Annotated in this window: 34 protein-coding genes; 19 read left to right on the top strand and 15 right to left on the bottom strand. The window is 61.1% G+C overall.

The features are described from left to right. Positions 1–66: 66 nt before the first annotated feature. The 14 genes from BN1127_RS03650 to BN1127_RS03715 form a co-directional block, all read right to left on the bottom strand. Positions 67–1,422: an NCS2 family permease gene (locus tag BN1127_RS03650; protein WP_041206332.1), complete on the bottom strand. Its 1,356-nt coding sequence runs from the start codon at positions 1,420–1,422 to the stop codon at positions 67–69. A gap of 261 nt (positions 1,423–1,683) precedes the next feature. Further along, entirely contained in the window at positions 1,684–2,019 is a 336-nt protein-coding gene (locus BN1127_RS03655) for a hypothetical protein (protein ID WP_005329107.1), read from the bottom strand. Positions 2,020–2,211: 192 nt separating this feature from the next. Next, positions 2,212–3,879 carry an energy-dependent translational throttle protein EttA gene (gene ettA, locus BN1127_RS03660; protein ID WP_005329110.1) on the bottom strand — a complete coding sequence of 556 codons (1,668 nt, stop codon included), beginning with the start codon at positions 3,877–3,879 and terminating at the stop codon, positions 2,212–2,214. Positions 3,880–3,907: 28 nt separating this feature from the next. Next, the gene (locus BN1127_RS03665) at positions 3,908–5,215 is read right to left on the bottom strand and encodes a site-specific integrase (protein WP_048824633.1); all 1,308 of its coding nucleotides are present in this window, start codon (positions 5,213–5,215) and stop codon (positions 3,908–3,910) included. Then, positions 5,191–5,400, bottom strand: coding sequence for an excisionase family protein (gene xisR, locus BN1127_RS03670; RefSeq protein WP_033130544.1), 210 nt, complete (start codon positions 5,398–5,400; stop codon positions 5,191–5,193). The genes BN1127_RS03665 and xisR overlap by 25 nt, the downstream gene beginning before the upstream one ends. A gap of 66 nt (positions 5,401–5,466) precedes the next feature. Next, a complete protein-coding gene (gene ssb, locus BN1127_RS03675; RefSeq protein ID WP_042648538.1) occupies positions 5,467–5,931 on the bottom strand; it encodes a single-stranded DNA-binding protein in 465 nt (154 codons plus the stop codon). Next, positions 5,931–6,188 (bottom strand): hypothetical protein, encoded by a 258-nt coding sequence (locus tag BN1127_RS03680; protein ID WP_042648539.1) that lies wholly within the window; start codon positions 6,186–6,188, stop codon positions 5,931–5,933. Before BN1127_RS03680 ends, ssb begins: the two co-directional genes overlap by 1 nt. A 55-nt stretch (positions 6,189–6,243) precedes the next feature. Next, positions 6,244–6,438, bottom strand: coding sequence for a hypothetical protein (locus BN1127_RS03685; RefSeq protein WP_042648540.1), 195 nt, complete (start codon positions 6,436–6,438; stop codon positions 6,244–6,246). Next, on the bottom strand, positions 6,414–6,851 hold the full coding sequence (locus BN1127_RS03690; protein ID WP_042648541.1) for a hypothetical protein: 438 nt from the start codon (positions 6,849–6,851) through the stop codon (positions 6,414–6,416). Before BN1127_RS03690 ends, BN1127_RS03685 begins: the two co-directional genes overlap by 25 nt. After that, positions 6,848–7,459, bottom strand: a complete 612-nt coding sequence (locus BN1127_RS22000; RefSeq protein ID WP_052833529.1) for a hypothetical protein — start codon at positions 7,457–7,459, stop codon at positions 6,848–6,850. The genes BN1127_RS03690 and BN1127_RS22000 overlap by 4 nt, the downstream gene beginning before the upstream one ends. Positions 7,460–7,544: 85 nt before the next feature. Continuing rightward, positions 7,545–9,356 (bottom strand): DNA cytosine methyltransferase, encoded by a 1,812-nt coding sequence (locus tag BN1127_RS03700; RefSeq protein ID WP_042648542.1) that lies wholly within the window; start codon positions 9,354–9,356, stop codon positions 7,545–7,547. Beyond that, complete coding sequence (locus tag BN1127_RS22650) at positions 9,353–11,182, bottom strand: phage N-6-adenine-methyltransferase (RefSeq protein ID WP_231557434.1); 1,830 nt, start codon at positions 11,180–11,182, stop codon at positions 9,353–9,355. Before BN1127_RS22650 ends, BN1127_RS03700 begins: the two co-directional genes overlap by 4 nt. Next, positions 11,179–11,946: a hypothetical protein gene (locus BN1127_RS03710; protein WP_197069619.1), complete on the bottom strand. Its 768-nt coding sequence runs from the start codon at positions 11,944–11,946 to the stop codon at positions 11,179–11,181. Before BN1127_RS03710 ends, BN1127_RS22650 begins: the two co-directional genes overlap by 4 nt. A gap of 36 nt (positions 11,947–11,982) precedes the next feature. Continuing rightward, positions 11,983–12,186, bottom strand: a complete 204-nt coding sequence (locus BN1127_RS03715) for a hypothetical protein (protein ID WP_042648543.1) — start codon at positions 12,184–12,186, stop codon at positions 11,983–11,985. A gap of 455 nt (positions 12,187–12,641) precedes the next feature. Here BN1127_RS03715 and BN1127_RS22005 point away from each other — a divergent pair, with 455 nt between their 5' ends. Together BN1127_RS22005 and BN1127_RS22345 are read left to right on the top strand one after the other, a co-directional pair. After that, entirely contained in the window at positions 12,642–12,956 is a 315-nt protein-coding gene (locus tag BN1127_RS22005) for a hypothetical protein (RefSeq protein WP_156139741.1), read from the top strand. Between the two features lie 690 nt (positions 12,957–13,646). Next, positions 13,647–14,393: a hypothetical protein gene (locus BN1127_RS22345; RefSeq protein WP_197069620.1), complete on the top strand. Its 747-nt coding sequence runs from the start codon at positions 13,647–13,649 to the stop codon at positions 14,391–14,393. An 18-nt stretch (positions 14,394–14,411) separates the two neighbouring features. On the opposite strand, the gene BN1127_RS03725 is transcribed toward BN1127_RS22345, so the two are convergent. Then, on the bottom strand, positions 14,412–15,104 hold the full coding sequence (locus BN1127_RS03725; RefSeq protein WP_081966135.1) for a LexA family protein: 693 nt from the start codon (positions 15,102–15,104) through the stop codon (positions 14,412–14,414). A 107-nt stretch (positions 15,105–15,211) separates the two neighbouring features. Between BN1127_RS03725 and BN1127_RS03730 the strand changes: the two genes are divergently transcribed. From BN1127_RS03730 to BN1127_RS03810, 17 genes are all read left to right on the top strand, one after another. Then, a complete protein-coding gene (locus BN1127_RS03730; RefSeq protein ID WP_033130551.1) occupies positions 15,212–15,430 on the top strand; it encodes a hypothetical protein in 219 nt (72 codons plus the stop codon). Between the two features lie 19 nt (positions 15,431–15,449). Next, positions 15,450–15,959, top strand: coding sequence for a phage regulatory CII family protein (locus BN1127_RS03735; RefSeq protein WP_033130552.1), 510 nt, complete (start codon positions 15,450–15,452; stop codon positions 15,957–15,959). 67 nt (positions 15,960–16,026) lie between these two features. Beyond that, on the top strand, positions 16,027–16,191 hold the full coding sequence (locus tag BN1127_RS03740; RefSeq protein ID WP_156139742.1) for a hypothetical protein: 165 nt from the start codon (positions 16,027–16,029) through the stop codon (positions 16,189–16,191). Between the two features lie 55 nt (positions 16,192–16,246). Next, positions 16,247–17,305, top strand: a complete 1,059-nt coding sequence (locus BN1127_RS03745; RefSeq protein ID WP_231557435.1) for a conserved phage C-terminal domain-containing protein — start codon at positions 16,247–16,249, stop codon at positions 17,303–17,305. Positions 17,306–17,354: 49 nt separating this feature from the next. Beyond that, the gene (locus tag BN1127_RS03750; protein ID WP_231557436.1) at positions 17,355–17,768 is read left to right on the top strand and encodes a hypothetical protein; all 414 of its coding nucleotides are present in this window, start codon (positions 17,355–17,357) and stop codon (positions 17,766–17,768) included. Further along, a complete protein-coding gene (locus tag BN1127_RS03755; protein ID WP_042648546.1) occupies positions 17,768–18,028 on the top strand; it encodes a hypothetical protein in 261 nt (86 codons plus the stop codon). The genes BN1127_RS03750 and BN1127_RS03755 overlap by 1 nt, the downstream gene beginning before the upstream one ends. Next, the gene (locus BN1127_RS03760; protein WP_042648547.1) at positions 18,025–18,429 is read left to right on the top strand and encodes a hypothetical protein; all 405 of its coding nucleotides are present in this window, start codon (positions 18,025–18,027) and stop codon (positions 18,427–18,429) included. Before BN1127_RS03755 ends, BN1127_RS03760 begins: the two co-directional genes overlap by 4 nt. Continuing rightward, positions 18,426–18,656: a hypothetical protein gene (locus tag BN1127_RS03765; RefSeq protein WP_231557437.1), complete on the top strand. Its 231-nt coding sequence runs from the start codon at positions 18,426–18,428 to the stop codon at positions 18,654–18,656. The genes BN1127_RS03760 and BN1127_RS03765 overlap by 4 nt, the downstream gene beginning before the upstream one ends. Then, complete coding sequence (locus tag BN1127_RS03770) at positions 18,653–18,862, top strand: hypothetical protein (RefSeq protein WP_042648548.1); 210 nt, start codon at positions 18,653–18,655, stop codon at positions 18,860–18,862. Before BN1127_RS03765 ends, BN1127_RS03770 begins: the two co-directional genes overlap by 4 nt. Further along, positions 18,855–19,160, top strand: coding sequence for a hypothetical protein (locus BN1127_RS03775; protein WP_042648549.1), 306 nt, complete (start codon positions 18,855–18,857; stop codon positions 19,158–19,160). The genes BN1127_RS03770 and BN1127_RS03775 overlap by 8 nt, the downstream gene beginning before the upstream one ends. Beyond that, positions 19,150–19,539 (top strand): DUF4406 domain-containing protein, encoded by a 390-nt coding sequence (locus BN1127_RS03780; protein WP_048824635.1) that lies wholly within the window; start codon positions 19,150–19,152, stop codon positions 19,537–19,539. Before BN1127_RS03775 ends, BN1127_RS03780 begins: the two co-directional genes overlap by 11 nt. A 103-nt stretch (positions 19,540–19,642) precedes the next feature. Continuing rightward, on the top strand, positions 19,643–20,452 hold the full coding sequence (locus BN1127_RS03785) for a BRO-N domain-containing protein (protein WP_042648550.1): 810 nt from the start codon (positions 19,643–19,645) through the stop codon (positions 20,450–20,452). After that, on the top strand, positions 20,449–20,727 hold the full coding sequence (locus BN1127_RS03790) for a DUF3850 domain-containing protein (protein ID WP_042648551.1): 279 nt from the start codon (positions 20,449–20,451) through the stop codon (positions 20,725–20,727). The genes BN1127_RS03785 and BN1127_RS03790 overlap by 4 nt, the downstream gene beginning before the upstream one ends. Then, positions 20,724–21,350: a 3'-5' exonuclease gene (locus tag BN1127_RS03795; RefSeq protein WP_042648552.1), complete on the top strand. Its 627-nt coding sequence runs from the start codon at positions 20,724–20,726 to the stop codon at positions 21,348–21,350. Before BN1127_RS03790 ends, BN1127_RS03795 begins: the two co-directional genes overlap by 4 nt. Continuing rightward, entirely contained in the window at positions 21,322–21,540 is a 219-nt protein-coding gene (locus tag BN1127_RS03800) for a DUF3283 family protein (protein WP_042648553.1), read from the top strand. The genes BN1127_RS03795 and BN1127_RS03800 overlap by 29 nt, the downstream gene beginning before the upstream one ends. Further along, on the top strand, positions 21,524–21,787 hold the full coding sequence (locus tag BN1127_RS03805) for a hypothetical protein (RefSeq protein ID WP_042648554.1): 264 nt from the start codon (positions 21,524–21,526) through the stop codon (positions 21,785–21,787). Before BN1127_RS03800 ends, BN1127_RS03805 begins: the two co-directional genes overlap by 17 nt. Beyond that, positions 21,784–22,773 carry a DUF968 domain-containing protein gene (locus BN1127_RS03810; RefSeq protein ID WP_042648555.1) on the top strand — a complete coding sequence of 330 codons (990 nt, stop codon included), beginning with the start codon at positions 21,784–21,786 and terminating at the stop codon, positions 22,771–22,773. Before BN1127_RS03805 ends, BN1127_RS03810 begins: the two co-directional genes overlap by 4 nt. Positions 22,774–22,816: the final 43 nt, after the last annotated feature.

Raw genomic sequence — 22,816 nt, forward strand, 5'->3', positions numbered from 1 at the left:
ACGTAATTGGGACATAGCCTAAAAAATGCCCGTCGATGACGGGCATTTTTGTATGCGAAAGCCGGGTTAGTGGCTGTCGACCCAGACGAACTTGAGCACGAACAGCAGGGCTACCACCAGCACGCAGGGGTTGATCTCGCGCCAGCGGCCAGTGCCCGCCTTCATCACGCAGTAGGAGATGAAGCCCACGGCTATCCCCTCGGTGATGGAGAAGCTGAACGGCATCATCACTGCGGTCATGAAGGCCGGTACCGCTTCGGTCAGGTCTTCCCACTTGACCCGGGTCAGCTCGGAGCACATCAGCACCCCCACGTAGATAAGGGCGCCGGCGGCGGCATAGGCCGGCACCATGGCGGCGACCGGGGAGAAGAAGATCGCCAGCAGGAACAACACGCCGACCACGATGGCGGTGAGGCCGGTACGACCGCCGACGGCCACCCCTGAGCTGCTCTCGATGTAGGCGGTTACGGAGGAGGTGCCCATGAAGGCGCCGCCGACCGAGCTCACGCTGTCCACTACCAGCGCCTGCTTCATGCGTGGGAAGTGGCCGCGATCATCGGCCAGCTTGGCGCGGTTGGTGACGCCGATCAGGGTGCCGGAAGAGTCGAACAGGTTGACCAGCATGAAGGAGAAGATGATCCCGGCCAGGCTGATGTCCAGCGACCCCATCAGGTCCAGCTGACCGAAGACGGGGGTGATGCTCGGCGGCACAGAGACGAAGCCCTTGAAGGTCACATCGCCAAACAGCCAGCCCAGGGTGGTGGTGACCACGATGGCGATCAGCACGGCGGAGTGCACACCGCGGGCGGAGAAGATGCAGATAAGGAAGAAGCCGAGCAGCCCCAGCAGGCAGGGCAGGGAGGTGAGGTTGCCCACGGTCACCATGGTGGCGGGGCTCGCCACTACGATGCCGGCGTTGTGCAGGCCGAGCAGGGCGATCAGCAGACCTATGCCGGCCGTGATGCCGACCCGCAGGGTGAGGGGGATGTTGGCAATCAGCCAGTAGCGTACCCGCAGCAGGGTGAGGATCAGCAGACCCAGGGCGCCCCAGAAGATGGTGCCCATGCCGACCTGCCAGGAGTAGCCCATGCCGGCCACTACCACGAAGGCGAAGAAGGCATTCAGCCCCATGGCCGGAGCCAGGGCGATGGGCAGGTTCGCGAGCAGACCCATCAGGATGCTGCCGATGCCGGCGATGAGGCAGGTAGTGACGAACACTGCCTGGGTGTCCATGCCTGCTGCAGAGAGGATCTGCGGGTTGACGAACACTATGTAGACCATGGTCAGGAAGGTGGTGATGCCGGCGATGACCTCGGTGCGGGCCGTGGTGCCGTGGCCTTTCAGGGCAAACAGGCGCTCGAGCAATCCTTGCCCGGCGGCCGGGTTGGCTGCCTGCTCTGTGGCGTTGTGTGGTTGATTCATGTTGGATTCCAATGGGTGACGTGAAATAAGCAGCAGGCGAACAGTCAACTCCATCCATGGGGGCTGGGTTGCCCTGTTTCTGGCGACTGAGCGACCAGACTCGTCCTGATACCGTGACAGCGCGCACATTTTTACACAGGCGGCGGCGTTTACAAACCCCGGATCTGCGAGGGGGATCAATGAATAGAGCAAAAATTCAAACGTTTGCCATTTGCCCTCTGAAAACAGGCTCGATAGGGGCCTGTTCCGTGAGGGCGGCCCTCAGCGGCTCTTCAGATAGCGCTCCACCAGCTGGGCCAGCACGGCGTCGCTGTGCTCCTGCAAGGTGGTGAGCGTCAGCCCCATGCGCTGCAGCAGCAGGTTGGCCTGCGCTTCGCTCAGGGTGCGCCCGTCGATGAAGTAGGCTTGTTCGGGCAACAGCTTGTCGTGACGGGGGAGCAGCACCCAGCTGACCCGCTCGGGTTCGATGGCGGCAAAGATCCGGCTGGCCGCGGCGCAGAAGGTATCGATGTGGGCCTTGCCATCCGGGCCCAGGCAGCCGGGTTCGATCCGGATCTGGATGGTGAGTCTCTTCGGGGGGGCGTTGGTCTGGGTCATTGGTAGGGCCGGTAGGGGAACGCGGGGAGAGTGTAAGCGAAAAGGCAACAGAAAGGGGAGCCTGGGCTCCCCTTGTCACGCTGCAATCACCCCGATGGGGTGATGCATCATTTCGCTTGCATGGCGGTCCGCTGGTGTATCTGGAGCGGTGCGTTTGGGCCGCCTCGCTCCAGTTCATGGCTGCGTGGCCGCTTACTTGGCGATGCGCTTGTACTTGGCGCGGTGCGGCTGGACAGCGTCGGCGCCGTAGGTCTTCTTCTTCCACTCTTCATATTCGGTGAAGTTGCCCTCGAAGAAGGCAATCTTGCCCTCGTCCTGGTAGTCCAGGATGTGGGTGGCGATACGGTCGAGGAACCAGCGATCGTGGGAGATGACCATGGCACAACCCGGGAACTCCAGCAGGGCGTTCTCGAGGGCGCGCAGGGTTTCGATGTCCAGATCGTTTGTCGGTTCATCCAGCAGCAGCACGTTGCCGCCGGTTTGCAGCAGCTTGGCCAGGTGCAGACGGCCGCGCTCCCCACCGGAGAGCTCGCCGACCCGCTTCTGCTGATCGGCGCCCTTGAAGTTGAAGCGACCGATGTAGGCACGGCTCGGGAACTCGTAGTTGCCGATGCGCAGGATGTCCTGACCGTCGGCGACCTCTTCGAACACCGTCTTCTTGTCGTTCATGCTGTCGCGGAACTGATCCACGGAGGCCAGCACGACGGTATCGCCCAGGGTGATGGTGCCGGAGTCCGGCTGCTCCTGGCCCGACATCATGCGGAACAGGGTAGATTTACCAGCGCCGTTCGGACCAATGATGCCGACGATGGCCCCCTTCGGAATGGAGAAGGAGAGATCGTCGATCAGCTGGCGGTCACCGTAGGACTTGCAGAGGTTCGCCACTTCCACCACCTTGTCGCCGAGGCGCGGTCCGGGCGGAATGAACAGTTCGTTGGTCTCGTTGCGCTTCTGGTAGTCGTTGGTGTTGAGCTCCTCGAAGCGAGCCATACGGGCCTTGGACTTGGCCTGACGGCCTTTCGGGTTCTGACGTACCCACTCCAGTTCCTTCTCGATGGACTTGCGACGGGCCGCTTCGGAACTGGCTTCCTGAGCCAGACGGGCGTCTTTTTGCTCCAGCCAGGAGGAGTAGTTGCCTTCCCAGGGGATACCCTCGCCGCGGTCCAGCTCCAGGATCCAGCCCGCCACGTTGTCGAGGAAGTAACGGTCGTGGGTGATGGCGACGACGGTGCCCTCGTAGTCGTGCAGGAAGCGCTCCAGCCAGGCCACGGATTCCGCATCCAGGTGGTTGGTCGGTTCGTCCAGCAACAACATGTCCGGCTTTTCCAGCAGCAGACGGCACAGGGCTACCCGGCGGCGCTCACCCCCGGAGAGGTGCTTGATCTGGGCGTCCCAGGCTGGTAGGCGCAGGGCGTCGGCCGCGCGCTCCAGTTGGTTCTCCATGTTGTGACCACCCTGGGCGGCGATGATGGCTTCCAGCTCGCCCTGTTCGCGGGCCAGCTTGTCAAAATCCGCATCCGGGTCGGCGTAGGCCGCATAGACCTCATCCAGGCGAGCCATGGCGCGTTTCACCTCGCCGACCGCCTCTTCCACCGCCTCGCGGACTGTCTGCTCCGGATCCAGCTTCGGCTCCTGGGGCAGGTAGCCGATCTTGATGCCGGGCTGCGGACGGGCTTCCCCTTCGATCTCGGTGTCGATCCCCGCCATGATGCGCAGCAGGGTGGATTTACCGGCGCCGTTCAGACCCAGTACGCCTATCTTGGCGCCCGGGAAGAAGGAGAGGGAGATGTTCTTGAGAATATGACGCTTGGGCGGCACGACCTTGCCGACCCTGTTCATGGTGTAAATAAATTGAGCCATTGGCTAATTCTCTTTAATTTACAGGTTGTTATTGAGTAACTTTAAATTCTTGGGGCTGTATTGGGGCCAAATCTGAAAAGCTGGCCCCAAGCCTGCCCCAAACCCTGTCCGCTTCGTCGCGGTCTTGTTCGGGGATCCATTTGCCATAGACTGTTCGCACCATGGTGCTGTCCTCGTGCCCAAGGTAAGACGCAACCCATTCAGGGTTTGCGCCAGCGGTCAGCATCCAGCAAGCAAATGTATGGCGCATATGGTATTGGGTTCGGCGGCGAATGCCAGCCCTCTTTATCAACCTGTCCCATTTGTCGCCCAAGGTGAAGGCCGTGTAGCACATGCTGAGCCCGGGTGTTTTGCTGGTGACGTCTGGGCTGAACACGAACGTGACCTTTTCATCTACCTGCCGGCGGTCCCGCAGCGTCTTCTTGATGTAGTGGGATTGGCGCATGGCTGTCATTGGCCGCATGCGTCTGAGTGCCTCAATTGCCGGTGGGAGGAGCACAATCGTGCGCTCATGACCTGTCTTCGGCACCTTGAAGTTGCGGGCCTGGGTGATGTTGCGGCGGATCTGCAATTCCCCGCGCTCCAGGTCAACATCCTCCCATGCCAGGGAGCAGAGCTCCCCAGTGCGCATGCCTGTCCAGCAGGCGAGCTGGACCCACATTGCGTCCATGTCGTGCCTGGCAGACTCCTGTAGGCGACGAAACTCATCTTGATCAAATGGGTCTGGTTTATCCCGGATCACTTCCACCTTGGTCAGCACTGAAGAAAGGTCCTGATGGGTGTAGCCGTTCTGCTTGGCGAAGTTGAACAGCCCAGCGGCGACCATCATGTAGTAGTTGACCGATCTCGGAGCCAAGGGCTTGCTGGTTCTGTTACGCGGCTCGGTCATCAGGTACCGGCGCCATTGCTGCAGGTCTTCGGTCCGGAAGGTGCTGACGACCCGGGTGTGGTCCAGGTCAGATGCCAGCATCCCCAGGATTGAGCGATATCGGCCACGGGCGTTATCGCCTATGTCCACATCCTTGATCTTCAGGTAGTGCTCTACCAAGTCGCCCAGAGAGATGTCCCTGCTTGCGGTCGTGCCGGCGAACCGGTGGGCGTTCTTGCTGTCTGGGAAGTGTTTGGCGTAGTCGAAGACACCGATGGCGATTTCATGCAGGATAGCCTCCCGCTTGCGGGAGGCGTGCTTGATGTTGGCTTTGGTGGCCGGCATGTTGAGCGTTTCCCGGCATCGCTTGCCGTGGAATCGGAAGTCGATGCGCAGGCTCTTGCCGTGCAGTTCGACACCCGGTGTTACCGCAACAATGTCGATCAGTTCTTGGTTCCGGTCAGCCAATCCTCATATCTCCGCCAGTGATAGACATACTTTCCATCCGGGGCCAATTTGTAGTGGACCCCTTCAATAAGCTGGCCCTTCTTCCGCTTCTCGCTGATGGCCTTCTCAGTGTACCCGAACATCTCCCCCAAAACCCTAGGCAGAACCCAGCTGGGGCGTTCCATCACAACCACTTTCTGATGCATATTCATGTCTCCTTTACGCCTCACGGCGAGAAGAGCGGCCCCATGGAGCCACTGTCTTTCATTGGCCTAGAATGGCAGATCGTCGTCATAATCGATTGGTGGTTCGTTGCTGGCCGGCGCTGGGGCCGGATGTGGAATTTGCCTTGGCTGGCTGCTAGATCCCTGCTGTTTCCCTCCTCCGTTCCCTCCCAACATCTGCATCACACCGGTGAAGCTGTCTACGAGTACCTCGGTGGTGTAGCGTTCCTGTCCGCTCTGGTCCTGCCATTTGCGAGTCTGCAGTTTTCCCTCTACGTAGACCTGAGAGCCCTTCTTCAGGTGCTTCCCTGCCACTTCAGCCAGCACTCCCATAAACACCACTCGGTGCCACTCAGTGCGCTCCCTCTGCTCCCCTGTCTGCTTGTCGCGCCAGGTGTCGGAGGTCGCCAAGGTGATGTTGGTGACAGCGATCCCGCCTGGCATGTAGCGCACTTCCGGATCCTGACCCAGGTTGCCGATCAGGATGACCTTGTTGATACCGCGGCTGGCCATTAACGATGCTCCTGGGCTTGATAGAGCTGTTGGAACTTCGTGTTGACCTGCCTCCATTCGGGATCCTTTGCCTGCTTGAGGCAGTGGATGCGGCGAGCCATCGCGAACTTGGCCTTCTCCAGCATGTTGGCGCTGGTGGCGTGGTGCTGGGCTTTCTTGTAGGAGAGGGCCGCATCATGGTGGTTGCCGGCATGCTCCTGCTGGATGGCCTGCTTGAGGTCATCCCGATAATTGCGCTGGTAAAGTTTGATGTGCATCGTGTCCTCCCGGACAGTCGTGGTTCGTTACACCCAGGCCATAATGGCCGGGCATTTAATTCAGGGGTGATTCAATCTCCTGGTACTCCAGTTCGTTGAAGTTCAAATACTGGGCCGGTGCCATGTCGATGGCGGCCAGCCGGATCTGTTGGTGGGTCATCGGGTGGTGCGCCTCGATGGTCCCGGTCAGGCGATCCGGTGCTGCCCCTAATTCGGTGGCCGCATTCAGGGTGTAGCTATAGCGGTGCATTGGCCTGCTCCTTTGGTTGTGTCGATCTGCCAGCGGTAGCCGCCGTGTTTTTCCTGCTGGCCAGCAAGGCAGCGGGTGATACCGACCCTGACAAAGCCGCCTTTGGTCTCGGCATCCGTGACACTGTCGAACCGGACGACCTGATCCCCATTGATGCCGACCACCGGGGTCTTGCGCCACTGCGGCGGTTTGACTGCGTCAACGAAGAGGCGGCGGGTATGGCGCCCACGACCGTTATCCCCAACCATGCAGAAGTGTTCAATCCGGGTGGTGAAGCGGGACTCTCGGTGGATCTGGCCCATCACGATGCTGGCCTCACTGACAGTGAGGGAGAACTCGGCGGACACCTCGGCACTGATGGCGCCGCCGGTTCGGGCATGAATCCACTCGGCAACGTCCTGAACGATGCTCATTCTTCACCGTGTTCTGGCTTTTGCTCTTGTTGGAGCAAGTCATCATGTGACGGGCCAATAATGGATTGAGGGTCTTCACCAGCAAACCGGATAACCTGTCGCCATACGCTATCTAAGGTGCGGCGATAAACGTTCTCCATAGGGCGGTGTGCAACCTGTTCGTGCCAGCTTGTAACAGCCCAATCAATTAAGCTCTGATGGGGGGCAGATGATTGCACTTGCGGCGCTGGCTCGGCGGCGAGTATGGCCAGTAATTCACGCTCGGCCGTAATCCGGGTGTCGTGGTCTCTGTCGCTCATCATGTTGAGTAGTGGCTCAATCGGCAATAGCTTCCAGCCTTTCGGCACGGCAGGCGCAATCAGCGTGCCGGCCAGAATTGCTGGGTCTGCCCTTCGCTGGTGGAGCATCATCGCCAGGTTGGCAATGTCCTCGAAATTGCCTGGGTTCCCCTTGCCAAGGTGTCCGATCAAAAGCGCGGCAAGGTGTTCGACTGAACAGGAGGACGGGTCATCCCAGCCACCCCGGCCTTTGGCCCGTGCATCAGCCAGTTTCGCCTTCATGGCAATGGCGAATCGTTCAACGGCGTAGTCATCCGTGTGCTTGCTCATGTGGACTCCTATATCAGCGCCAGCGCAATGAGCGCGGCCAGTGTATTGAGCACCAGGATGGTGATCCCGGCGGCTTGCTGCTTGGTCATGCTGCCCTCCTGGCTTGCAGGTGCTTGTACGGGTTGTTGGCTCTGGCAATGGCCGCCATCGGCGGCGGGCTGACGCTGTTGCCAACCATCAGCACCTGATCGGTGATGGAGAGCGGGGTGCCGTCGTGGCCGCGGTCATGGATGTAGTGGCGTGGCATGCCCTGACAGCCATAGAGCTCCTTCGGTACCAGCATGCGCAGGCCGATATCCACGATCACCCAGGTGTTGCCGCACCAGGTCACGGTTACCAGCGCCAGCCGGTCCTTGGTGGTGATGGTGTGCATCGGGTCGGTGACAGCACCCCACTGCCCGCCGCTCGAGTAGTAGCGCATCAGGAAGGCGCTGACCCGCAGGGCCCCGGCCTCTTGCTCCGGTGTCAGGCCAAACTCACCCGGGCTCGCCATCACGGTCTGCACCAGAGCGTGATGCTGGCCCGCTGAAACGATGGTGGGGAGCTGGCTCTCAGGAGTGCTCGGCGGCAGGTTCTTGCGCAGATGCACCATGAAAGCGGAGGCCAGTTGCTGCTGGCTGCCGCTCGAGGTGATGGTGCTGCATGGGTCAGCCACGGATCTGGCCGGCACGGTGTTGAACCCTCCGTTGGCCTGCACCATCAAGGGGGCCGCCAGCATGGACTTGCCACCGCCGCCGGCCATGATGGCCGCAGCAGGTTCATTCACCCCGTGCTCGCCTCCTTTACCGAAGTGGCGCACCACAAGAGGGGCCAGACTCGGGTTGCAGACGGCAAACGCTCCCCCCTTGGGCCAGCCGGTAATGGTGCGAAGCGGGGCATCAACCGAATCGATACCTCGCCCTGACCAGTTGGCCAGCTCGATGATGAAGGGCTTGGGATTGGTCAGCACCTCGCGGATCACCCCGATTGCCACACGCTCCAGGGTGGCATCGGCCAGTGGGCGTTTGACGTTCAGGCCCTTTGCCCGGGCTTCTTCCTTGGTGAGGAATATAGAGGGACACGGGATAGACCAGTCGATGTGATCCGCCGTTACCCGATACGGCTTGAGGTGGCTGCCTGGTGCCGGTGCCTTGCAATGGGTCGGTGCTGGCCAGCAAACTGGTTCCCCGTCCCGGCGGGCAACGAGGTAGAGGCGCTGGCGGCTGGTGGCCGCACCGTAATCGGCTGCATTCTTGACGGTATGGTCCAGCTCATATCCCATGCGTTCGATGCTGGCCAGAAAGCGGCGCCAGGTCTGGCCTGCCCGCTTGGGATCCGGCACAAGGTATTGCTGCTGGCGTGGCACCCGCTCCCCGGGTTCGGCGATATGCTGTTCGATCTTGGTCTTCTTGCCGCGCTGAACTTCGACCAGCTTGATCACCCGGCCGGTTGCCTTGTCCCGCTTGGCGACGAGGGGCCCCCAGGTGCGCATCTGCTTGACGTTCTCCATGGAGAGCACGGCAGGTTTGCCCAGCGCCAGCCACTTGGTGATCACCCAGGCGAGGCTGCGGATCTCCTGCTTGCGCGGCTGACCGCCGGCGGCCTGGCTGTGATGGGTACAGTCCGGGCTGGCATGCAGCCAACCGACCGAGCGCCCCGCCAGCACCGTAACTGGATCAACGGCCCAGATATCCTCCTGCAGATGCAGGGCCTCCGGGTGGTTTGCCTGGTGCATGGAGAGCGCTTTGGGGTTGTGGTTGATGGCGATGTGCACCTGGCGCCCCAGACCGCGTTCGATCCCTGTGCTGGCACCGCCGCCACCGGCGAACAGGTCCACGTTGATGGCAGAGTCCAGGTTGAGCGGGGCCCCGGTCACTTTGGCCCTGACAGCGCGGGAGCGGCGAAGTGAGTTGCTCATGCCATCACCTCATTCACTCGGGTAATGGCGTTGATCATCACGCTCTTTTGCGTGACGGGGCTGAGGGTTGGCTCGTTATGCAGGGCGTTCAGCAAGGCGATGACGGCCTCCTGGCGGTGCAGGTCGAGCATGGTGAAGGCCTCTGTGAAGTTGTATCCCTCAACCTGCTTCAGAGTGGAGACAGTCTTGCGCAGCAGCACCTTGGCTTCCTCGTCCAGAGTGGTGTATTCGTCCATGAGCTGCTCGTCGCTGACCGAGATGGCGATCGCAACCTCCCGGGCGGTGTAGTGCTCCTTGGCGCCGTAGAGCACGGTCAGCACGGCGACAAAGCACGACCACTCGGCGCCGCCCAGATTGAGCTCGTCGTTCTGGTAGTCGAAGGCCCAGTCTTCCAGCGGCTTGGTGTTGGGGGCCTCGTCTTGCTGGAGGGTATCCGGTTCTGGATCAGACCCAGCCAACAGCTCGAGCTGCAGTTCGCTCTGCACAGGTGCGGCACTCTTCGCCAGCAGCTCGGCGGCTTTGGCGGTGGCCTGTTCCAGCAGGTCGCCGGGGGCCGTTAGGTTGTCGATGATCCAGGCGGCCAGCTCGGCGGTCTTGGCCGGGGTCAGGATGTCGGCATCGTCGATCTGGTAGATGACCCCCTTCACCGCGGGGTGGCGTTGCCAGTGGGGCAGGGCAGGGGAACGACTATCTTCTGCGACAAAGCCCTGATGGATAGGCTTGCCGGCCAGCAGGTTGGCGACGGCCAGATCGAGCCGATAGAAGATCTCGGAGAGCGGATACGGCTCGTCCAGCCAACCCTGCACATAGCCCCTGACCATGGCCTGCTGTTCTTCGCCCAGGTCGCTGCACTCGAGCTGCTTGGCCATGATACGGTCAGCATCGACGTAGTCCGGATGCGGGCTGGGCGTAGCTGCAGCCTGGGCATGCACTGACTCGATGACTGTCAGCTTGTCCAACTTCCAGCCACACTCTGCGGCGGCGCTGATGGCCTCGGCACAGGATCCACAACCGCCGATCCCGCCAATCTCTTCACCGCCGACCAGATGGCGCACAGACCATTGTCCTGACTTGGTTTTGGCTACGATGATCTCCCGATATGGTTCGGCGCTTGGCAACAGCTCCTGCGCAACCATATCCCCGGCGTCAATGACCCGCTTGGCCGCCAGGGTTAGCTCCACCGCCTGGCGGTGGATCATGTCGAGGATGATGGTGCCGGTGGTGATGAGGTCGTCACGGCGCAGTCGCGCCTCGGGGCGGCGTTCCCCCTGCCAGCTGGTATCGAAGATCACCACAGCGGAGGCGAAGCCACTGGCGCTGGGCTTGTCCTTCTTCGGGTCGTGGGGCACGTACCAGCTCGGCACCTCAAAGCCGATACGACCGCTGATGAACTGGATAAAGTCGGCATCCTCCGGCCACCAGGTCTCGCTGGTTGCGGCCTTGATGAGCAGCATGATCTTGGCGCCCTGTGCCCGTTGCTCGCGGCAGTAGTTGAGGATGGCCTCCATTCCGGTGATGGGATTGCCCTCGCTATCCGTGCAGGGGCGGGAGTAGGGCGGGTTGCCAAAGGCGGCGCCACCCAGGCGGCGCAGGTCGGTGGCCAGCTCCTGGGTGAGTGCGTTGTCTTCGGCGTCGTAGTAGTTCGGTACCAGGGCGTTGCAGTCATCGGCGAACATGTCGAGCACCACTGGCCCCAGGATGGGGGCGAACTGGTGGAACAGGCCCCAGGCCAGCGCCTTGGGGGTCTGCCATTGGTCGCCTATCTGTTTGAGCTCGTGGTCAGGCTGGGTCTGCAGTTCGGCCAGCGCTTGGGCGTAGTGGTTCATGCTGCACTCTCCACACAAAACGCTTCTGAAAGGCGAGCAACCGCCTTGCGCAAACCTGACGCTGCACCTGCGGCTCCACCTTTGAGGCGCGAGGTATTGGTTTCACTACTCAACTCATCCAGAACATCCGCTGTACTTTTGATGAACTCAATGAGAGCGGTCTGTTCTTCTTTAACCCGCTGCAGTTCATCGGTCAGCCCGATCCGGCCTTGAAGAATGGCCTCCTTGATGGTGTTGTACTCCCAGCAATGGGTCTGGGCATCGACATAGACCCGGATGCCTTTGCGGTAGTCATGCCGCTTGCGCTCGATGAACGCCTCAGCTGCATCCTTGGTGAAGTGGCTGTTTACGTGCTCCCACTTTTCGTCCCATCCCACAACGCTGTGGTCGTCAATCTCATCGAGCAGGTCCCATTGGTCGCTCTCATCAAGCCCAAGGAAATTGCACTCGTGCGATTGCTGAACTACCTGATTGAGCCGTGACTGCTGCTCATCATCGAGGTCCTCCCAGTATTCCAGTGGGCTGAACCAGGTGGAGTCATCACAAATCACCGCTTGCTTGTCGGTGTAGGCGCGGTCTATCCCGTAAATGATCACGCGGGCCTCGACCTTGAAGATGGCATCAGCGGTGCAGTGGTCATGAACGCCTTCACCCACGCAGTCGTGGCGCAGTCTTGCCACGAAGTCAGACCATGAGTCGCTGCTCAGCGGTGCTCCGCGAGCAAGTGATGCCGGCAAATCCGCTTTCTGGCTTTCGTTGATCATGATTTTTCCCTCACTCGTTGCGACCAGCTCCCCGGATCAGGGCTTGGCCTTCTTTGCGACCCTGGCTACTGCGCGGGCCGCCTTGAGGCACTCATCGAACACCTTCCCCTTGGCGAAGCTGGGGGTTCGGTCGAAGTAGACGGTGGCTTCTCTCACCCCCAGCGAGACCGCATGGGGGGGGAATTCCTCCTTCTCCAGCGTTGCCTTGATGTGCTTGGCAATGAACTCGCGTGGGTGCATGGCTGCCTCCGCTATTTCTGAAATTGGTCTCATCACACAAGCGACAGGCAATAGGAGGCCGTGACCCGCTGTTGGGCCGCTATCGCTTGTGGGATAAGGGCCCCGTTGCCGGGGCCAGGAGAGAACAACTCGGGCTGATTGGTCAGGGCCCGGAGCCCTGTGCCAGCGTGGGCGGTTGTGCTGCCCTTGATGGCGCCGTCAGGTGGGTGACGGCTGGTATTGCAAGTTGGTCAGCTGCCAGCCCGAGCAGCCAGATCAACATCAGGAGTAGTAACCACATGCGTTGCACCTGTGGGGGTGGCTTGAGCACTTCACAGTGAGTCAGCCGTTCTTGCTGTCGGTACCGGTGCGCCCTCACGGGCAGACCTACCTATCGAAACTGTCGCCTCTCGGCGAGGGCCTGGGTGGCGCTTCACAGCGGGACCAGGCGACCGCTTAACCCTGCGGTGGGAGATATGATCACCTCCTTGGGTGGTCAAATCGGTTGGCTGTGGTGGCCGGAGCTGATCCCGGCACACTCTGTTTTTGAGGAAGACCCTCATGGACTTGAACCGCACCGCTGGGCGTCGCATCAGCCTGCGCATTCACCACAACTGTCATTGGCACTGATTGAGAAGCAGGCTCCGATATTCATTCGGGCGCATCCATTTCTGGAGGGTGCCTCGGATTTAAGCTTCCTTTCTCATATCCACTCCGTGCCAGTTTCGCGTCTGGTCGCGCAGTACCAATGCAGTTGTGTGCTCACCTTCCAGCAAGCTCGGTTCGGATAAACACGCAGCGCGTGTTGCTACGAACTAGACGGGATCGTGGTTGCAGCGCCGCCTCGTTGATCTGCATCCTGCCGGTTGCCCTATCCGGAGTCAGCGCTGGGGTCTTTCGACTTGCCCAACTGACGGGTTTGCTGTGGCGGCCTACGATTGCACTTCCTATCGGCACCTCCCGGCTGCATGCAGCGGATGGGATGGCTGTCACCACAACTGGGGTTGCACTGGCCGCGCCCCAAGCCAATTTGCGCCATCACCGGGGTGGGATATTTGGCACCAATGCAACCTCAGTTGTGTCCCGGCCTTTCACCGGGTGGGTGGCTGGGGAGTCAGACCCGCCACTCGCTTCGTTCGCTATCACTTCAACTGCGCTGTCTTTCCAGCTGCCAGCCGGTCACTGATTTGAATTTCCGTTCACCTTGGTCGGCACGCATTCCAGCCTTGCCAAGGGAGCGCGGGGAGGTGAATCAGCCCGGTTGCCGGTGTTATGTCCCCAAGCGGTTTGTTACCACCGCTGCCAGTGTTGTGCTGGCCCTCCGGCTGGGGTCGTCTTTCGCACTGAATTTGATTGCTAACTTTTGGTTAGCATATATCAGGTTTGTTTTCGGTCAATACCCGAAAGTTAGTTTTTCAGGTTTTTTTTCATTCAGGCTCATTTGGTGCAAAACTGGGGCGTGCTGAAGGGAGGGATTCCGAGTGAGCATTTTGATGGAGTGTCGAGCGTGTCATGCGCTGATCGAGGAAGGTGAGAGCCTGTGCCCGCAATGCGGGTCCACGCTGCTTGGCGGGGTGGGGGCCGACCTGGCCCATCAGTTGGCTGTGAAGCAGCAGCAAGAGGCGTTCGTGGCCACGTACCACACTTGGTCTGATGGGGGCTGGGAGGGGGTGGGGATAGACATGATCCGCAACCGGCTGGCGGTGCGCTATTTCGATGGGCGTATCCGTGCCCGCAAGATCATCCAGGGCACGCAGGTGATCGGGGTCAAGATCAGGGAGACGGCCGGTGCCACGCACACCAAGACGCAGGGCGGCAGTCAGATCGGCAGGGCGCTGGTGGGCGGTGTGTTGATGGGCGGTGTCGGCGTATTGCTGGGCGGGCTAAGCGCCAAGCAAACCAGCACGGGGACCGTGTCGTTGGTACAGGTGTTGATCACCACTAGGGAGCCCGATTATCAACTACTGAGCATCACCCTTCTTGCTGGGGAGTATCGGGCGGATTCGGCTGCAGTGGCGCAGGCCAGGCGGTCAGCAGAGGTGTGGGCAGCGCGGGTCGAGGGGTTGATCCATCAGTGCGCCGCTCAGGCGGTGAGGCCTGAGCACGGCAGCAGTGTGGCAGATGAGCTCGGAAAACTGGTGTGGCTGCGTGAGCACGGGGAGATCACCATGCAGGAGTTCGACCTGCTCAAGCGGCAGTTGCTTGCAAATCGCGATGCAGATTCATAACCCGATTGCGGATTGGCGTTACTCGACCATCACCGAGCAGACCAGTACGGCGCAGATCTGCACGTCTTCATTGACCGGCAGCAGGGGGTATTGCGGGTTGAGGGGTTTTAACCACCAGGTACCGGAATCCATCACCAGCTCTTTGAAGGTCATGTCGCTGCCATAGCGGGCGATCACCTTCTTCCCTGGGGCGGGTTCCACTTCAGGATCCACGATGATGATAGTGCCGTCAGGGTATGACTTGCCCCCCATGGGCGCGACCATGGAGTCGCCCTTCACCCGCACGGCATAGGCCCGGGTGCTGACGCGAACTGGGCTGATGGTGACCTCTTCTGCCTCTTCCAGACTTGGTATATCGCCGCAGTCTTTGAACTCCCCGGCGCTGACCCAGGAGATCAGGGGCACCTGGTAGACAGGGAACGGCTGCGGCTCGACATTACCGTCACCCGCATCGGTGCCTGTCAGCAACCACTGCACGCTCTTGCCGGTGATGCGCGAGAGTTCTCCCAGCCGTTTTACCTCTGGCAGCCCTTCGCCTTTCAGCCATTTCCCTACCGAGACCTCAGACAGGTCTTCCCGCAACGTGCGTTTCAGCCGAGCTATCCGGCCTCTGACGGGCCAGCCCATTTCATCGAGAGCGGCATTGAGTCGCTCCGAGAATGCCATCTTGTCGGCTTCATAACGCGCCATTGGTGTCTGTTTCTCATCCATTTCCTAACGTCCAGTTATTGTTTGTCAATTTGACCCAACTTTAACCTCTTGCGATCTTTGCTAACCAAGAGTTATGATTCTGTGTGTGTTAAACGCCAGAGGACGCCATGCATACCCTGTTAACTCGATTCGGTACCAAGAGTGCCATCGCGGCTGCACTCGGCATCACCCCGGAGGGCGTCAGCAACGCCTTCAGGCGTGGCAAGGTGCCAAGCACCTGGGTGGCCAAGCTCAAGCAGCAAGGTTTGAGCCAATCTGAACTCGCTGAATTGCCTCTGACCGACGAAGGGCGGGCGATTGTATCAGCATTCACCGAGCAATTATAACCAACCGTTAGGGATCACTATGACAGAGCAACGGAATGACACCACGGCAAAAGTCAGGGCGGTTTTCCGGTCATCGGACGTGATGGCTGCGGCTTATGGCATTGGCCACCGGTTCAACGCCAGTGAGCTGGCGCGACTGATGGGGCGCAAGCCGGCGGAGTTTTGCAAGAAGCTCAACCCGGATTGCGACGACCGCCATCTCACCCTGGCCGAGGCGGTCGCCGTCACCGAGATCACGGGTGACAACGCCATCCTCGACGCCTGGGCGGTCAGTCGGGGCAAGGTGCTGGTGGACTTGCCGATCGGTGTCGTGAGCGATGACGACCTGGTTGAGCAGGTGCTGCTGGCTCAGGCGGTGTTCGGCAAGCTGATGCAGGCCATTCACGATGCTCGGGCGGACGGGTTTATCGACAGGATTGAACAGGGGCAAATCGAGCGCATCGGCACCCAGGCTGCCGAGCATGTGATGGCACTGATCAGCAGCACCGGTGCCAATGTGCGACAGCTGCCGACGACATCCAGCAAGTAGAAAAGAGCGGCCCCGCACTGCGCTAACAGTCGGGGCCATGGTTCAAACATCGCAAGAGGATGTGAACATGAAAGATCTTATCCAACTGGGAGCTGTCCGGCAAGCAATGCCGAGGTTGCAGTTCGTCAATGGGTACCGGCTGGTGGTGATGGGACTGGCGTTACCCATCAGCGCTGAACAGGCCAGGATGGTGTTTGCCCAACTGAAACACATGGGAGGTCACCATGGGTGAAGTTGTGAGGCTTTTGGCCCAGGTAGCCGCCCCGGCCCGAAAGAAGGTGTGCAACATGAGTGACAACCGTCGCAGCGGCTATGTGGTGTGCTGGCGCTCGTTGCTGCAAGCAGAGTGGGCCCGCAATGCCACCAAGCTGGCGGCCTGGATGCGGTTGATCGGCATGGCAGCCTATGAGGCTGGCCCGGTGCACTACAAGGGGCGTGACTGGCATCTGCTGCGGGGCCAGTTGGTGATCAGCGCCACCGAGCTGGGTATGCAGCTTCGTGATGAGCGGGGGCGTGGGCTCGACAAGAAGGGAACCGAGCGCATGCTGGCCTGGTTTGCCAAGGAGGGGATGATTGAGCTGCGTGGCACCCCCTGGGGAACCATCATCGAGATCTGCAACTACGACGACTATCAGGCTGCCGTGCAGCCGGTCACAAATAATTGCGAATCATTCGCAACAGAGCAGTTTGAGGGCGCGACAAATGGGGCGCCCATCGGGGTACCGACCGGGGCGCAGAGTGTCCCGCTCAATCCCTTGTCTGGCGCGGGTTTGAATGTGGTTGATGGGGCGCCCACTGTCCCGCCCATCGGGGCCCCGACCGTCGCGACAACAGAACAAGAAGTAAAAGAAAAGGAAACTACAGAGGATCTTAAACAGATCTCTTGTCCGGTTTCTGACGAAACCGAACGCGACCGGAAGGGCACAGCCTCCCTGGCCGTCAGCGTGGATGCCAAGGCCGTGTTGGCACACTTCAACGCGGTAGCCGTTCGCCGTTATCAGGCCAAGCCCACCGCCCTGCAGAACATCAACGCCCGTCTGGCAGACGGCTACTCGGTTGCAGACCTGCAGCTCGTGGTGGACTTCAAGACCGCGCACTGGGCGGCGGACCTCAAGATGAGCGAGTACCTGCGCCCGATGACGGTATTCGCCCCGCAGAAGTTTGACGGGTATCTGGCCGCGGCCAAGCGATGGGATGCCATCGGCCGCCCGCGCTGCGTGAACGGGGAGTGGGAGGGCTTCGAGCGCAAGCGGCCCTTGTCCAATCTGGCGCAGGCCCAGCAGCAGGCCCAGGCCATCATGGCCGCAACGGGAGGGGTCGGCTATGACCGCAACACACCTCTGTAAATCAGCTGCTCTGCCTGCCGTGCCTGAAGTCATGCAGCTGAGTGTAAACATGTCGGTATTTCTGGCCGATGAACTGCTGCCGCTGATGGCCGGTCTCTGGCCTGCCAGTGCTAACCAGCTCGACAGCAACGTTCGCGGGGTTGCGATGGCGTGGGGTCTTCAGTTGAGCGGGCTGACCCCTGACCAAATCACCGAAGCGGTGCTGGAGCTGGCAGGCGATACCAGCCGCCAGTTTGCCCCGCGCCCGGCCGAGGTCAAAGCCGCCATCTTGCAGCGCAATCCGGTACCGAAGTGTGCCCCTGCTGGTCGCCAGATCTCCATCCGTGCCTGCGAGATGCAGGCGGAGGCCCGGGTCTATGTGCGTGACCGCCAGGTTACCGATGAAGCGGTGCAGGCCGAGTTGCAGCAACTGCTGGCAGAGCTGCGCAGTGAGGGTGTGACGATCACGGGGAGGATTCGGTGATGGCTGGTCAATTCAACGCGAACGTAGAGCGCGATGTGCGTGAGGCGCAGTTCTGCCGGGTGGTCATCTATCCGCCGGTGCGGGGCTGGGTGGGGGAGCGGGTGCACCTGGAGGTGTCGAACTCGCTGGACACCCTGGGCAAGACCGATGCCGCCACCGGTGCCGGGTATTACCTGGTGTGGGATGGGGCCGAGGAGGCTCGAGCAGAGGCTTCTCGGATCCGGGGAAAGGCGGTGGAGCTGGTGAGGGTGGGATCATGAGTAAATATGGCAAGGAACCGTGGGAGGCCGTTGAAGTAAACCTGGATGAAGATGAGCTCATTCAGATTCGTGCATCAAACGGAGGAATCATCGCTCGCCTGTGGATTGATGTTGACGACAGGGAGTTCAGTGATGAACAGCGGGACAATGCTCGCCGTATCGTGGCCTGCGTGAATGCGTGCCGTGGCCTGCCGACTGATGAGCTGGAACAGAAAGGGCTGGTTGCTGCCGTTGGCGCAGAGCTTCTGGAGCTGGAGCAACAACGCGACGAGCTACTCGCTGCGCTTGTTGCCGTACAGAAAAATGATGCTGATGGCTACCTCTACAACGGGACCGGCAATTCTCCGGTCAAGCAACTTGTGGAATCTGCCATCGCCAGAGCCAAAGACGGTGCAGCATGATGCACTACTACGCCCAGCACACCCCGACCCGGGATTGGCAAGCGCCGCTGCTGGGCATCGAGGAGCTGGTGAAAGCGCAGGAGGCCGGTATCTGTGTGTCGATAGGGATGTGGGTGATCCACGATATCGGGTTTGGTGCCTGGAGCACCGAGATAGGAGAGATCGTCGGGACTGCCATGCACAAGGCAGCCCATCAAGCCACCACCGGGAGGGGGAGGAAGGGATGAAGATAGGCATATTGTTTGGGGTGTTGATCGTCGGCTGGGCGCTGCTGCTGGCCGTGTTGCTGGTGCTGATATGGGTAGCGCTGCGTGCTTGGCGGGAAGAGGTGCACGAGGACGAGGCGGCGTTACTCGATGAGCCACGGCTGGTGTCGGCGTGCCGTGAGCTCTCCGAGCTGGCGGCGAAGACCAAGGAGGCGAGCTATGGCTAAGGCCTTCTTTGTGCTGATGTACCTGTTCGTGGCGCTGTTTGTGCTTGCGATGGTGCCCTATGAGGGGGGCATGGGCTGGCAGATGCTGCAGGCGCCGGTGGTGTGGGTGATCCTGGCGGGCTGGGTGCTGGTGATGTTCCCGCGGCCTGTCGTGCGCCTGTTGCTGGCGCCGCTGCGGGCCATCCTATTGCTGCTGGTGTGGTTGGGCACGCTGCTGCTGGCGATCACCAAGCTGGTGCTGGTGGCGCTCAACCGTGTGAATCGCGATCTGGCCGGGGAGGCCCATCATGACCGTTAAACCGAAGGAACTGAATGAGCGTGGCCTGATCGACCTGGCCGGGGTGAAGGTGTATGTGGCGGGGCCCATGACGGGCCTGCCGCAGTTCAACCGGCCCGCGTTCTTCGCCGCCGAGGCCTACCTGCAAGGGCAGGGGGCCAGGGTGATGAACCCCGCCGTGCTGCCGGATGGCTGGGAGCATGACGCCTATATGCGGATCGCCATCCCCATGCTGATGGAGTGCGAAGCTGTGGCGTTTCTGCCCGGCTGGCAGCAGAGCAAGGGGGCGCGTCAGGAGTTCACCCGGGCGCACGCCTTCGGCCTGGTGCTGCTGCAACTGGACGTCGAGGAGATCCCCTTGGGGTTGCTGGTCAGGCAGCATCTGCCGTTGATGGTGTAGGTCATATCCCGCCGTGAGAACCTAACGAATGGTGATTGATGACTGTATAAATACACAGTATCTTTTGGGGCTAAACCAAGGACATGACAATCGGGAGAGTGACATGCAGGTGATGAGTTTCGACAGTATGGAGTTTGGCAAGGTGCGCCTGATCGATGAAGCCGGGCGCGTGCTGTTCTGTGCCGTCGATGTGTGCAAGGCGCTGGGCTACAGCAATCCGCGGGATGCGGTGAAGCGCCATGTGGACGAGGGGGATGTCGTGAAACGCGACACCCCCACGACCAGCGGGATGCAGGAGGTCAGCTTCCTGTGCGAGAGCGGGGTCTATGCCCTGATCTTCGGCAGCAAGCTGCCCGCAGCCAAGGGGTTCAAGCAGTGGGTCACCGGTGAGGTGCTGCCCAGCATTCGCAAGACGGGGCAGTACGCGCTCGGCCATGCCCCGACCATCAACGTGGAGGCGGTACAGGTCGAACTGCTGTTCGTCGAGACGGCGGCCAGGATGCTGAACGTGAGCAACTCCGGCAAGCTGGGCATGCTGCAGAGCATCCAGCGCCAGCATGGCCTGCCTAATCTGTTGCCCTCTTACGCCATCGATGCGCCGAGCGATGCCACCGATGGCAGTTCGCGGCCGACCTTCTCGGCCACCGAGGGGCTGAAGCAGCACGGGGTGAGCATGGGGGTGCGCTACTTCAACGCCCTGCTCGAGTCGAACGGGTTGCTGACCAAGATGCGCCGCCTCTCCACCAAGTCACCGGATAAGCAGAAGGAGTTCTGGGCGATAACACCCAAGGGGCTGCTGTACGGCAAGAACATCGTGGATCCGCGCTGCCAGCGCGAGACGCAGCCGCACTGGTACCAGAGCCGGTTCGCCGAGCTGCTGGCCAAGGTCGGGCTGGGGAAGGTGGCGGCATGATCCACGAACTGAAGATTGCTCCTTGCTATTTCTCCGCTGTGGAATCGGGGGAGAAGACCTTCGAAATCCGCGACAACCGCGATCGCGGTTTTCAGAAGGGGGATTTGGTGGTGCTCAAGGAGTATGACCGTAAGGTTCCTATCGAGAGCTTCCGCTTCACCGGTAAGCAGATTACGAAGGTGATCACCTATGTCACCAACTATGAGCAACAACCCGGGTTCGTCGTCTTTGCGATGGCGGATCCAGATCAGATCTCTAAGGAGCATGCAGTATGAATAGTAACCCGAGCCTGGTCGCTGTCGTGGATATCGAGACACTCGGCCAAGGCCAAGATGCCGTGATCGGCACCATCGGGATCGTCATTGTCGATGTGGCACAGCTGCGGGTCGTGGATGAGTTCTACTGCCGGGTGGATCTGGCGCAGGGCCGCCAGCGTGACGACGACACCCTGGCGTTCTGGGAGCGGCAGAAGGTGGAGAGCCCGGCCGCCTGGGAGGAGATGTTCGGCAATGCCGGCCGCCTGTTCCTGGTGGATGCGCTGCAGGCGTTGGCCAACTTCCTCGGCCGCCATTTCAAGAAGGTGGCAGCGGTCGAGTTGATGGGCAATGGCAGTGAGTTCGACAACGTGCTGTTGACGCATGCCTATCAGCAGTGGGGAGTTGAGCAGCCCTGGTGGTTTCGTGGCAACCAGAGCTTGCGCACTGTGGTCTGGATGGGGCGGCAACTGCTGGGGATTGACCCCAAGTATCAGCTGCCTTTCGAGGGGACCCGCCACCACGCTCTGCACGATGCCCGCCATGAAGCGGCATACCTGATCCACATACTGAACGCCTTCAAGCAGGGGCTGACAGGGGGAGTGAGCGCTGGTCATGACATTCAATCTGGCGCTGCTACCTGATCAGGAGCGTCAGCGGATAGAGTTGGATAAGCAGGCGGCTTTGCTGGTTTGGCAGTGCCGCCGCAACCTGGCGACCCGAGAGGATGTTGCCAGGGCAATCATCAATCAGCCCGTGGATAACCAGGAGTATTTCCGCGATCGGCTGAACCACTACCGTGAGGTAAAGGGGTCACATGAGCAAGTTTACTAGCCGCAGTGCGGCCAGAGTGCAGCACCTGCAGCAGCAGGCCAGCAATCCGGCCGGGGCCGCCATCAACGCCAGCGCCGAGTTGTTCCGTTCCATCGACACCGCCTGCCCGGGCATGACTGCCGCGGAGGCTGCCCGCCGGATCATTGCCTCTGAGTCTCTCGCCGTGCGCCGCACCGCCAGTTATCAGCTGTTGGCCCGCCTGGGCCCGCTGCTCGACAAGCTGGAGATGGTGGAGAAGCTGGGATGATGCCGACCCATCCGGTCTTTGTGCCAGAGATGGGGATGGTGCTGCTGAAGGTGGGGGAGGGTCTGGCACAGCTTCGCACCTCCCTGGCCAACCGCCCGGCGGTATTGGTTCCTGCCCCAGACGGTGGCGACCTGCTGACCCAGTTCCCGGAGCTGGCCAGTGCCCTGCTCAACCCTGCCATCGTCAACGCCGCCGGCGGCGAGCTGGCCTTGCTCAGCGTGGGCCAGTGCCTGATCGGCCATGGCTGCATCGGGGAATCGGTCACTACCGAGATGGGGGGCCTGCCGCTCCCCTTGTGCTGGCACCATGACAACGCATACCGGGATGGCCAGTTGCCGTTCAACCCGGCGGAGCACGCAGCGGCGATCGCCCGGGCACTGCTGACCAGGGTCGCTGGCTGGTGTGGGGTTGCCCTTACCCAGTTGCAGGCACGGGATCTCTGCTGGTGGGCCAGCGTGTTCAAGGTGCAGCAGCATCTGCCGATCGCCGTGGTGCGCCACGCCTGCCGCTTGCCGCCGCTGGAGCCGGAGCGGTTGCTGGTGCCAGGGCGCGGCTATCGGGAGACCGATGCCCGCTATCGGGTGAATCGCACCGAACTTCTGGAGCAGGATCCGCTGGCCGAGCTGCGCGGCCGGCTGCGTATCAAGCCAGCGGTGAAGGCCATCGACCCGGAGCCGCCGATGCTGCATATCCCCCGCCCCAAGATGCGACGCTGGGAGTCTGCCAACTATCTGGCGTTCGTCCGCCAGTTGCCGTGCGTGGTGACCGGCCAGACCGAGGGCATCGAGGCGCACCACGTGGTGGGGCACGGGCTCAGCGTGATGGGCAGCAAGACCCATGACCTGATGACCTTTCCGCTCTGCCACCAAGCACACATGGAATTGCACAACAACGGCTGGCAGCAGTGGGAGCAAACCCACGGCAGCCAGCTGGATCACGTCGTGATGACGTTGAACAAGGCCGCCGGCCTGGGAGTGTTTGGATGACGCCATACAGTGGGAAGCCTACAGGTGGACGGAAAGTAAAGGC

Origin of the sequence: Aeromonas media (genome assembly GCF_000819985.1) — a bacterium.
Lineage (GTDB): Bacteria > Pseudomonadota > Gammaproteobacteria > Enterobacterales > Aeromonadaceae > Aeromonas > Aeromonas media.

Coding starts and splice junctions, on each gene's coding strand:
- ettA (WP_005329110.1), bottom strand. CDS start 3,879: ATGGCTCAATTTATTTACACCATGAACAGGGTCGGCAAGGTCGTGCCG.
- BN1127_RS03770 (WP_042648548.1), top strand. CDS start 18,653: ATGAAGATAGGCATATTGTTTGGGGTGTTGATCGTCGGCTGGGCGCTG.
- BN1127_RS03790 (WP_042648551.1), top strand. CDS start 20,449: ATGATCCACGAACTGAAGATTGCTCCTTGCTATTTCTCCGCTGTGGAA.
- BN1127_RS03685 (WP_042648540.1), bottom strand. CDS start 6,438: ATGCACCGCTATAGCTACACCCTGAATGCGGCCACCGAATTAGGGGCA.
- BN1127_RS03805 (WP_042648554.1), top strand. CDS start 21,524: ATGAGCAAGTTTACTAGCCGCAGTGCGGCCAGAGTGCAGCACCTGCAG.
- BN1127_RS03655 (WP_005329107.1), bottom strand. CDS start 2,019: ATGACCCAGACCAACGCCCCCCCGAAGAGACTCACCATCCAGATCCGG.
- BN1127_RS03740 (WP_156139742.1), top strand. CDS start 16,027: ATGAAAGATCTTATCCAACTGGGAGCTGTCCGGCAAGCAATGCCGAGG.
- BN1127_RS03755 (WP_042648546.1), top strand. CDS start 17,768: ATGGCTGGTCAATTCAACGCGAACGTAGAGCGCGATGTGCGTGAGGCG.
- BN1127_RS03775 (WP_042648549.1), top strand. CDS start 18,855: ATGGCTAAGGCCTTCTTTGTGCTGATGTACCTGTTCGTGGCGCTGTTT.
- BN1127_RS03690 (WP_042648541.1), bottom strand. CDS start 6,851: ATGAGCATCGTTCAGGACGTTGCCGAGTGGATTCATGCCCGAACCGGC.
- BN1127_RS03715 (WP_042648543.1), bottom strand. CDS start 12,186: ATGCACCCACGCGAGTTCATTGCCAAGCACATCAAGGCAACGCTGGAG.
- xisR (WP_033130544.1), bottom strand. CDS start 5,400: ATGCATCAGAAAGTGGTTGTGATGGAACGCCCCAGCTGGGTTCTGCCT.
- BN1127_RS03795 (WP_042648552.1), top strand. CDS start 20,724: ATGAATAGTAACCCGAGCCTGGTCGCTGTCGTGGATATCGAGACACTC.
- BN1127_RS03710 (WP_197069619.1), bottom strand. CDS start 11,946: ATGATCAACGAAAGCCAGAAAGCGGATTTGCCGGCATCACTTGCTCGC.
- BN1127_RS03735 (WP_033130552.1), top strand. CDS start 15,450: ATGACAGAGCAACGGAATGACACCACGGCAAAAGTCAGGGCGGTTTTC.
- BN1127_RS03780 (WP_048824635.1), top strand. CDS start 19,150: ATGACCGTTAAACCGAAGGAACTGAATGAGCGTGGCCTGATCGACCTG.
- BN1127_RS03725 (WP_081966135.1), bottom strand. CDS start 15,104: ATGGATGAGAAACAGACACCAATGGCGCGTTATGAAGCCGACAAGATG.
- ssb (WP_042648538.1), bottom strand. CDS start 5,931: ATGGCCAGCCGCGGTATCAACAAGGTCATCCTGATCGGCAACCTGGGT.
- BN1127_RS03700 (WP_042648542.1), bottom strand. CDS start 9,356: ATGAGCAACTCACTTCGCCGCTCCCGCGCTGTCAGGGCCAAAGTGACC.
- BN1127_RS03745 (WP_231557435.1), top strand. CDS start 16,247: ATGAGTGACAACCGTCGCAGCGGCTATGTGGTGTGCTGGCGCTCGTTG.
- BN1127_RS22005 (WP_156139741.1), top strand. CDS start 12,642: ATGATCACCTCCTTGGGTGGTCAAATCGGTTGGCTGTGGTGGCCGGAG.
- BN1127_RS03800 (WP_042648553.1), top strand. CDS start 21,322: ATGACATTCAATCTGGCGCTGCTACCTGATCAGGAGCGTCAGCGGATA.
- BN1127_RS22000 (WP_052833529.1), bottom strand. CDS start 7,459: ATGAGCAAGCACACGGATGACTACGCCGTTGAACGATTCGCCATTGCC.
- BN1127_RS03750 (WP_231557436.1), top strand. CDS start 17,355: ATGTCGGTATTTCTGGCCGATGAACTGCTGCCGCTGATGGCCGGTCTC.
- BN1127_RS22650 (WP_231557434.1), bottom strand. CDS start 11,182: ATGAACCACTACGCCCAAGCGCTGGCCGAACTGCAGACCCAGCCTGAC.
- BN1127_RS03680 (WP_042648539.1), bottom strand. CDS start 6,188: ATGCACATCAAACTTTACCAGCGCAATTATCGGGATGACCTCAAGCAG.
- BN1127_RS03760 (WP_042648547.1), top strand. CDS start 18,025: ATGAGTAAATATGGCAAGGAACCGTGGGAGGCCGTTGAAGTAAACCTG.
- BN1127_RS03785 (WP_042648550.1), top strand. CDS start 19,643: ATGCAGGTGATGAGTTTCGACAGTATGGAGTTTGGCAAGGTGCGCCTG.
- BN1127_RS03765 (WP_231557437.1), top strand. CDS start 18,426: ATGATGCACTACTACGCCCAGCACACCCCGACCCGGGATTGGCAAGCG.
- BN1127_RS03730 (WP_033130551.1), top strand. CDS start 15,212: ATGCATACCCTGTTAACTCGATTCGGTACCAAGAGTGCCATCGCGGCT.
- BN1127_RS03810 (WP_042648555.1), top strand. CDS start 21,784: ATGATGCCGACCCATCCGGTCTTTGTGCCAGAGATGGGGATGGTGCTG.
- BN1127_RS03650 (WP_041206332.1), bottom strand. CDS start 1,422: ATGAATCAACCACACAACGCCACAGAGCAGGCAGCCAACCCGGCCGCC.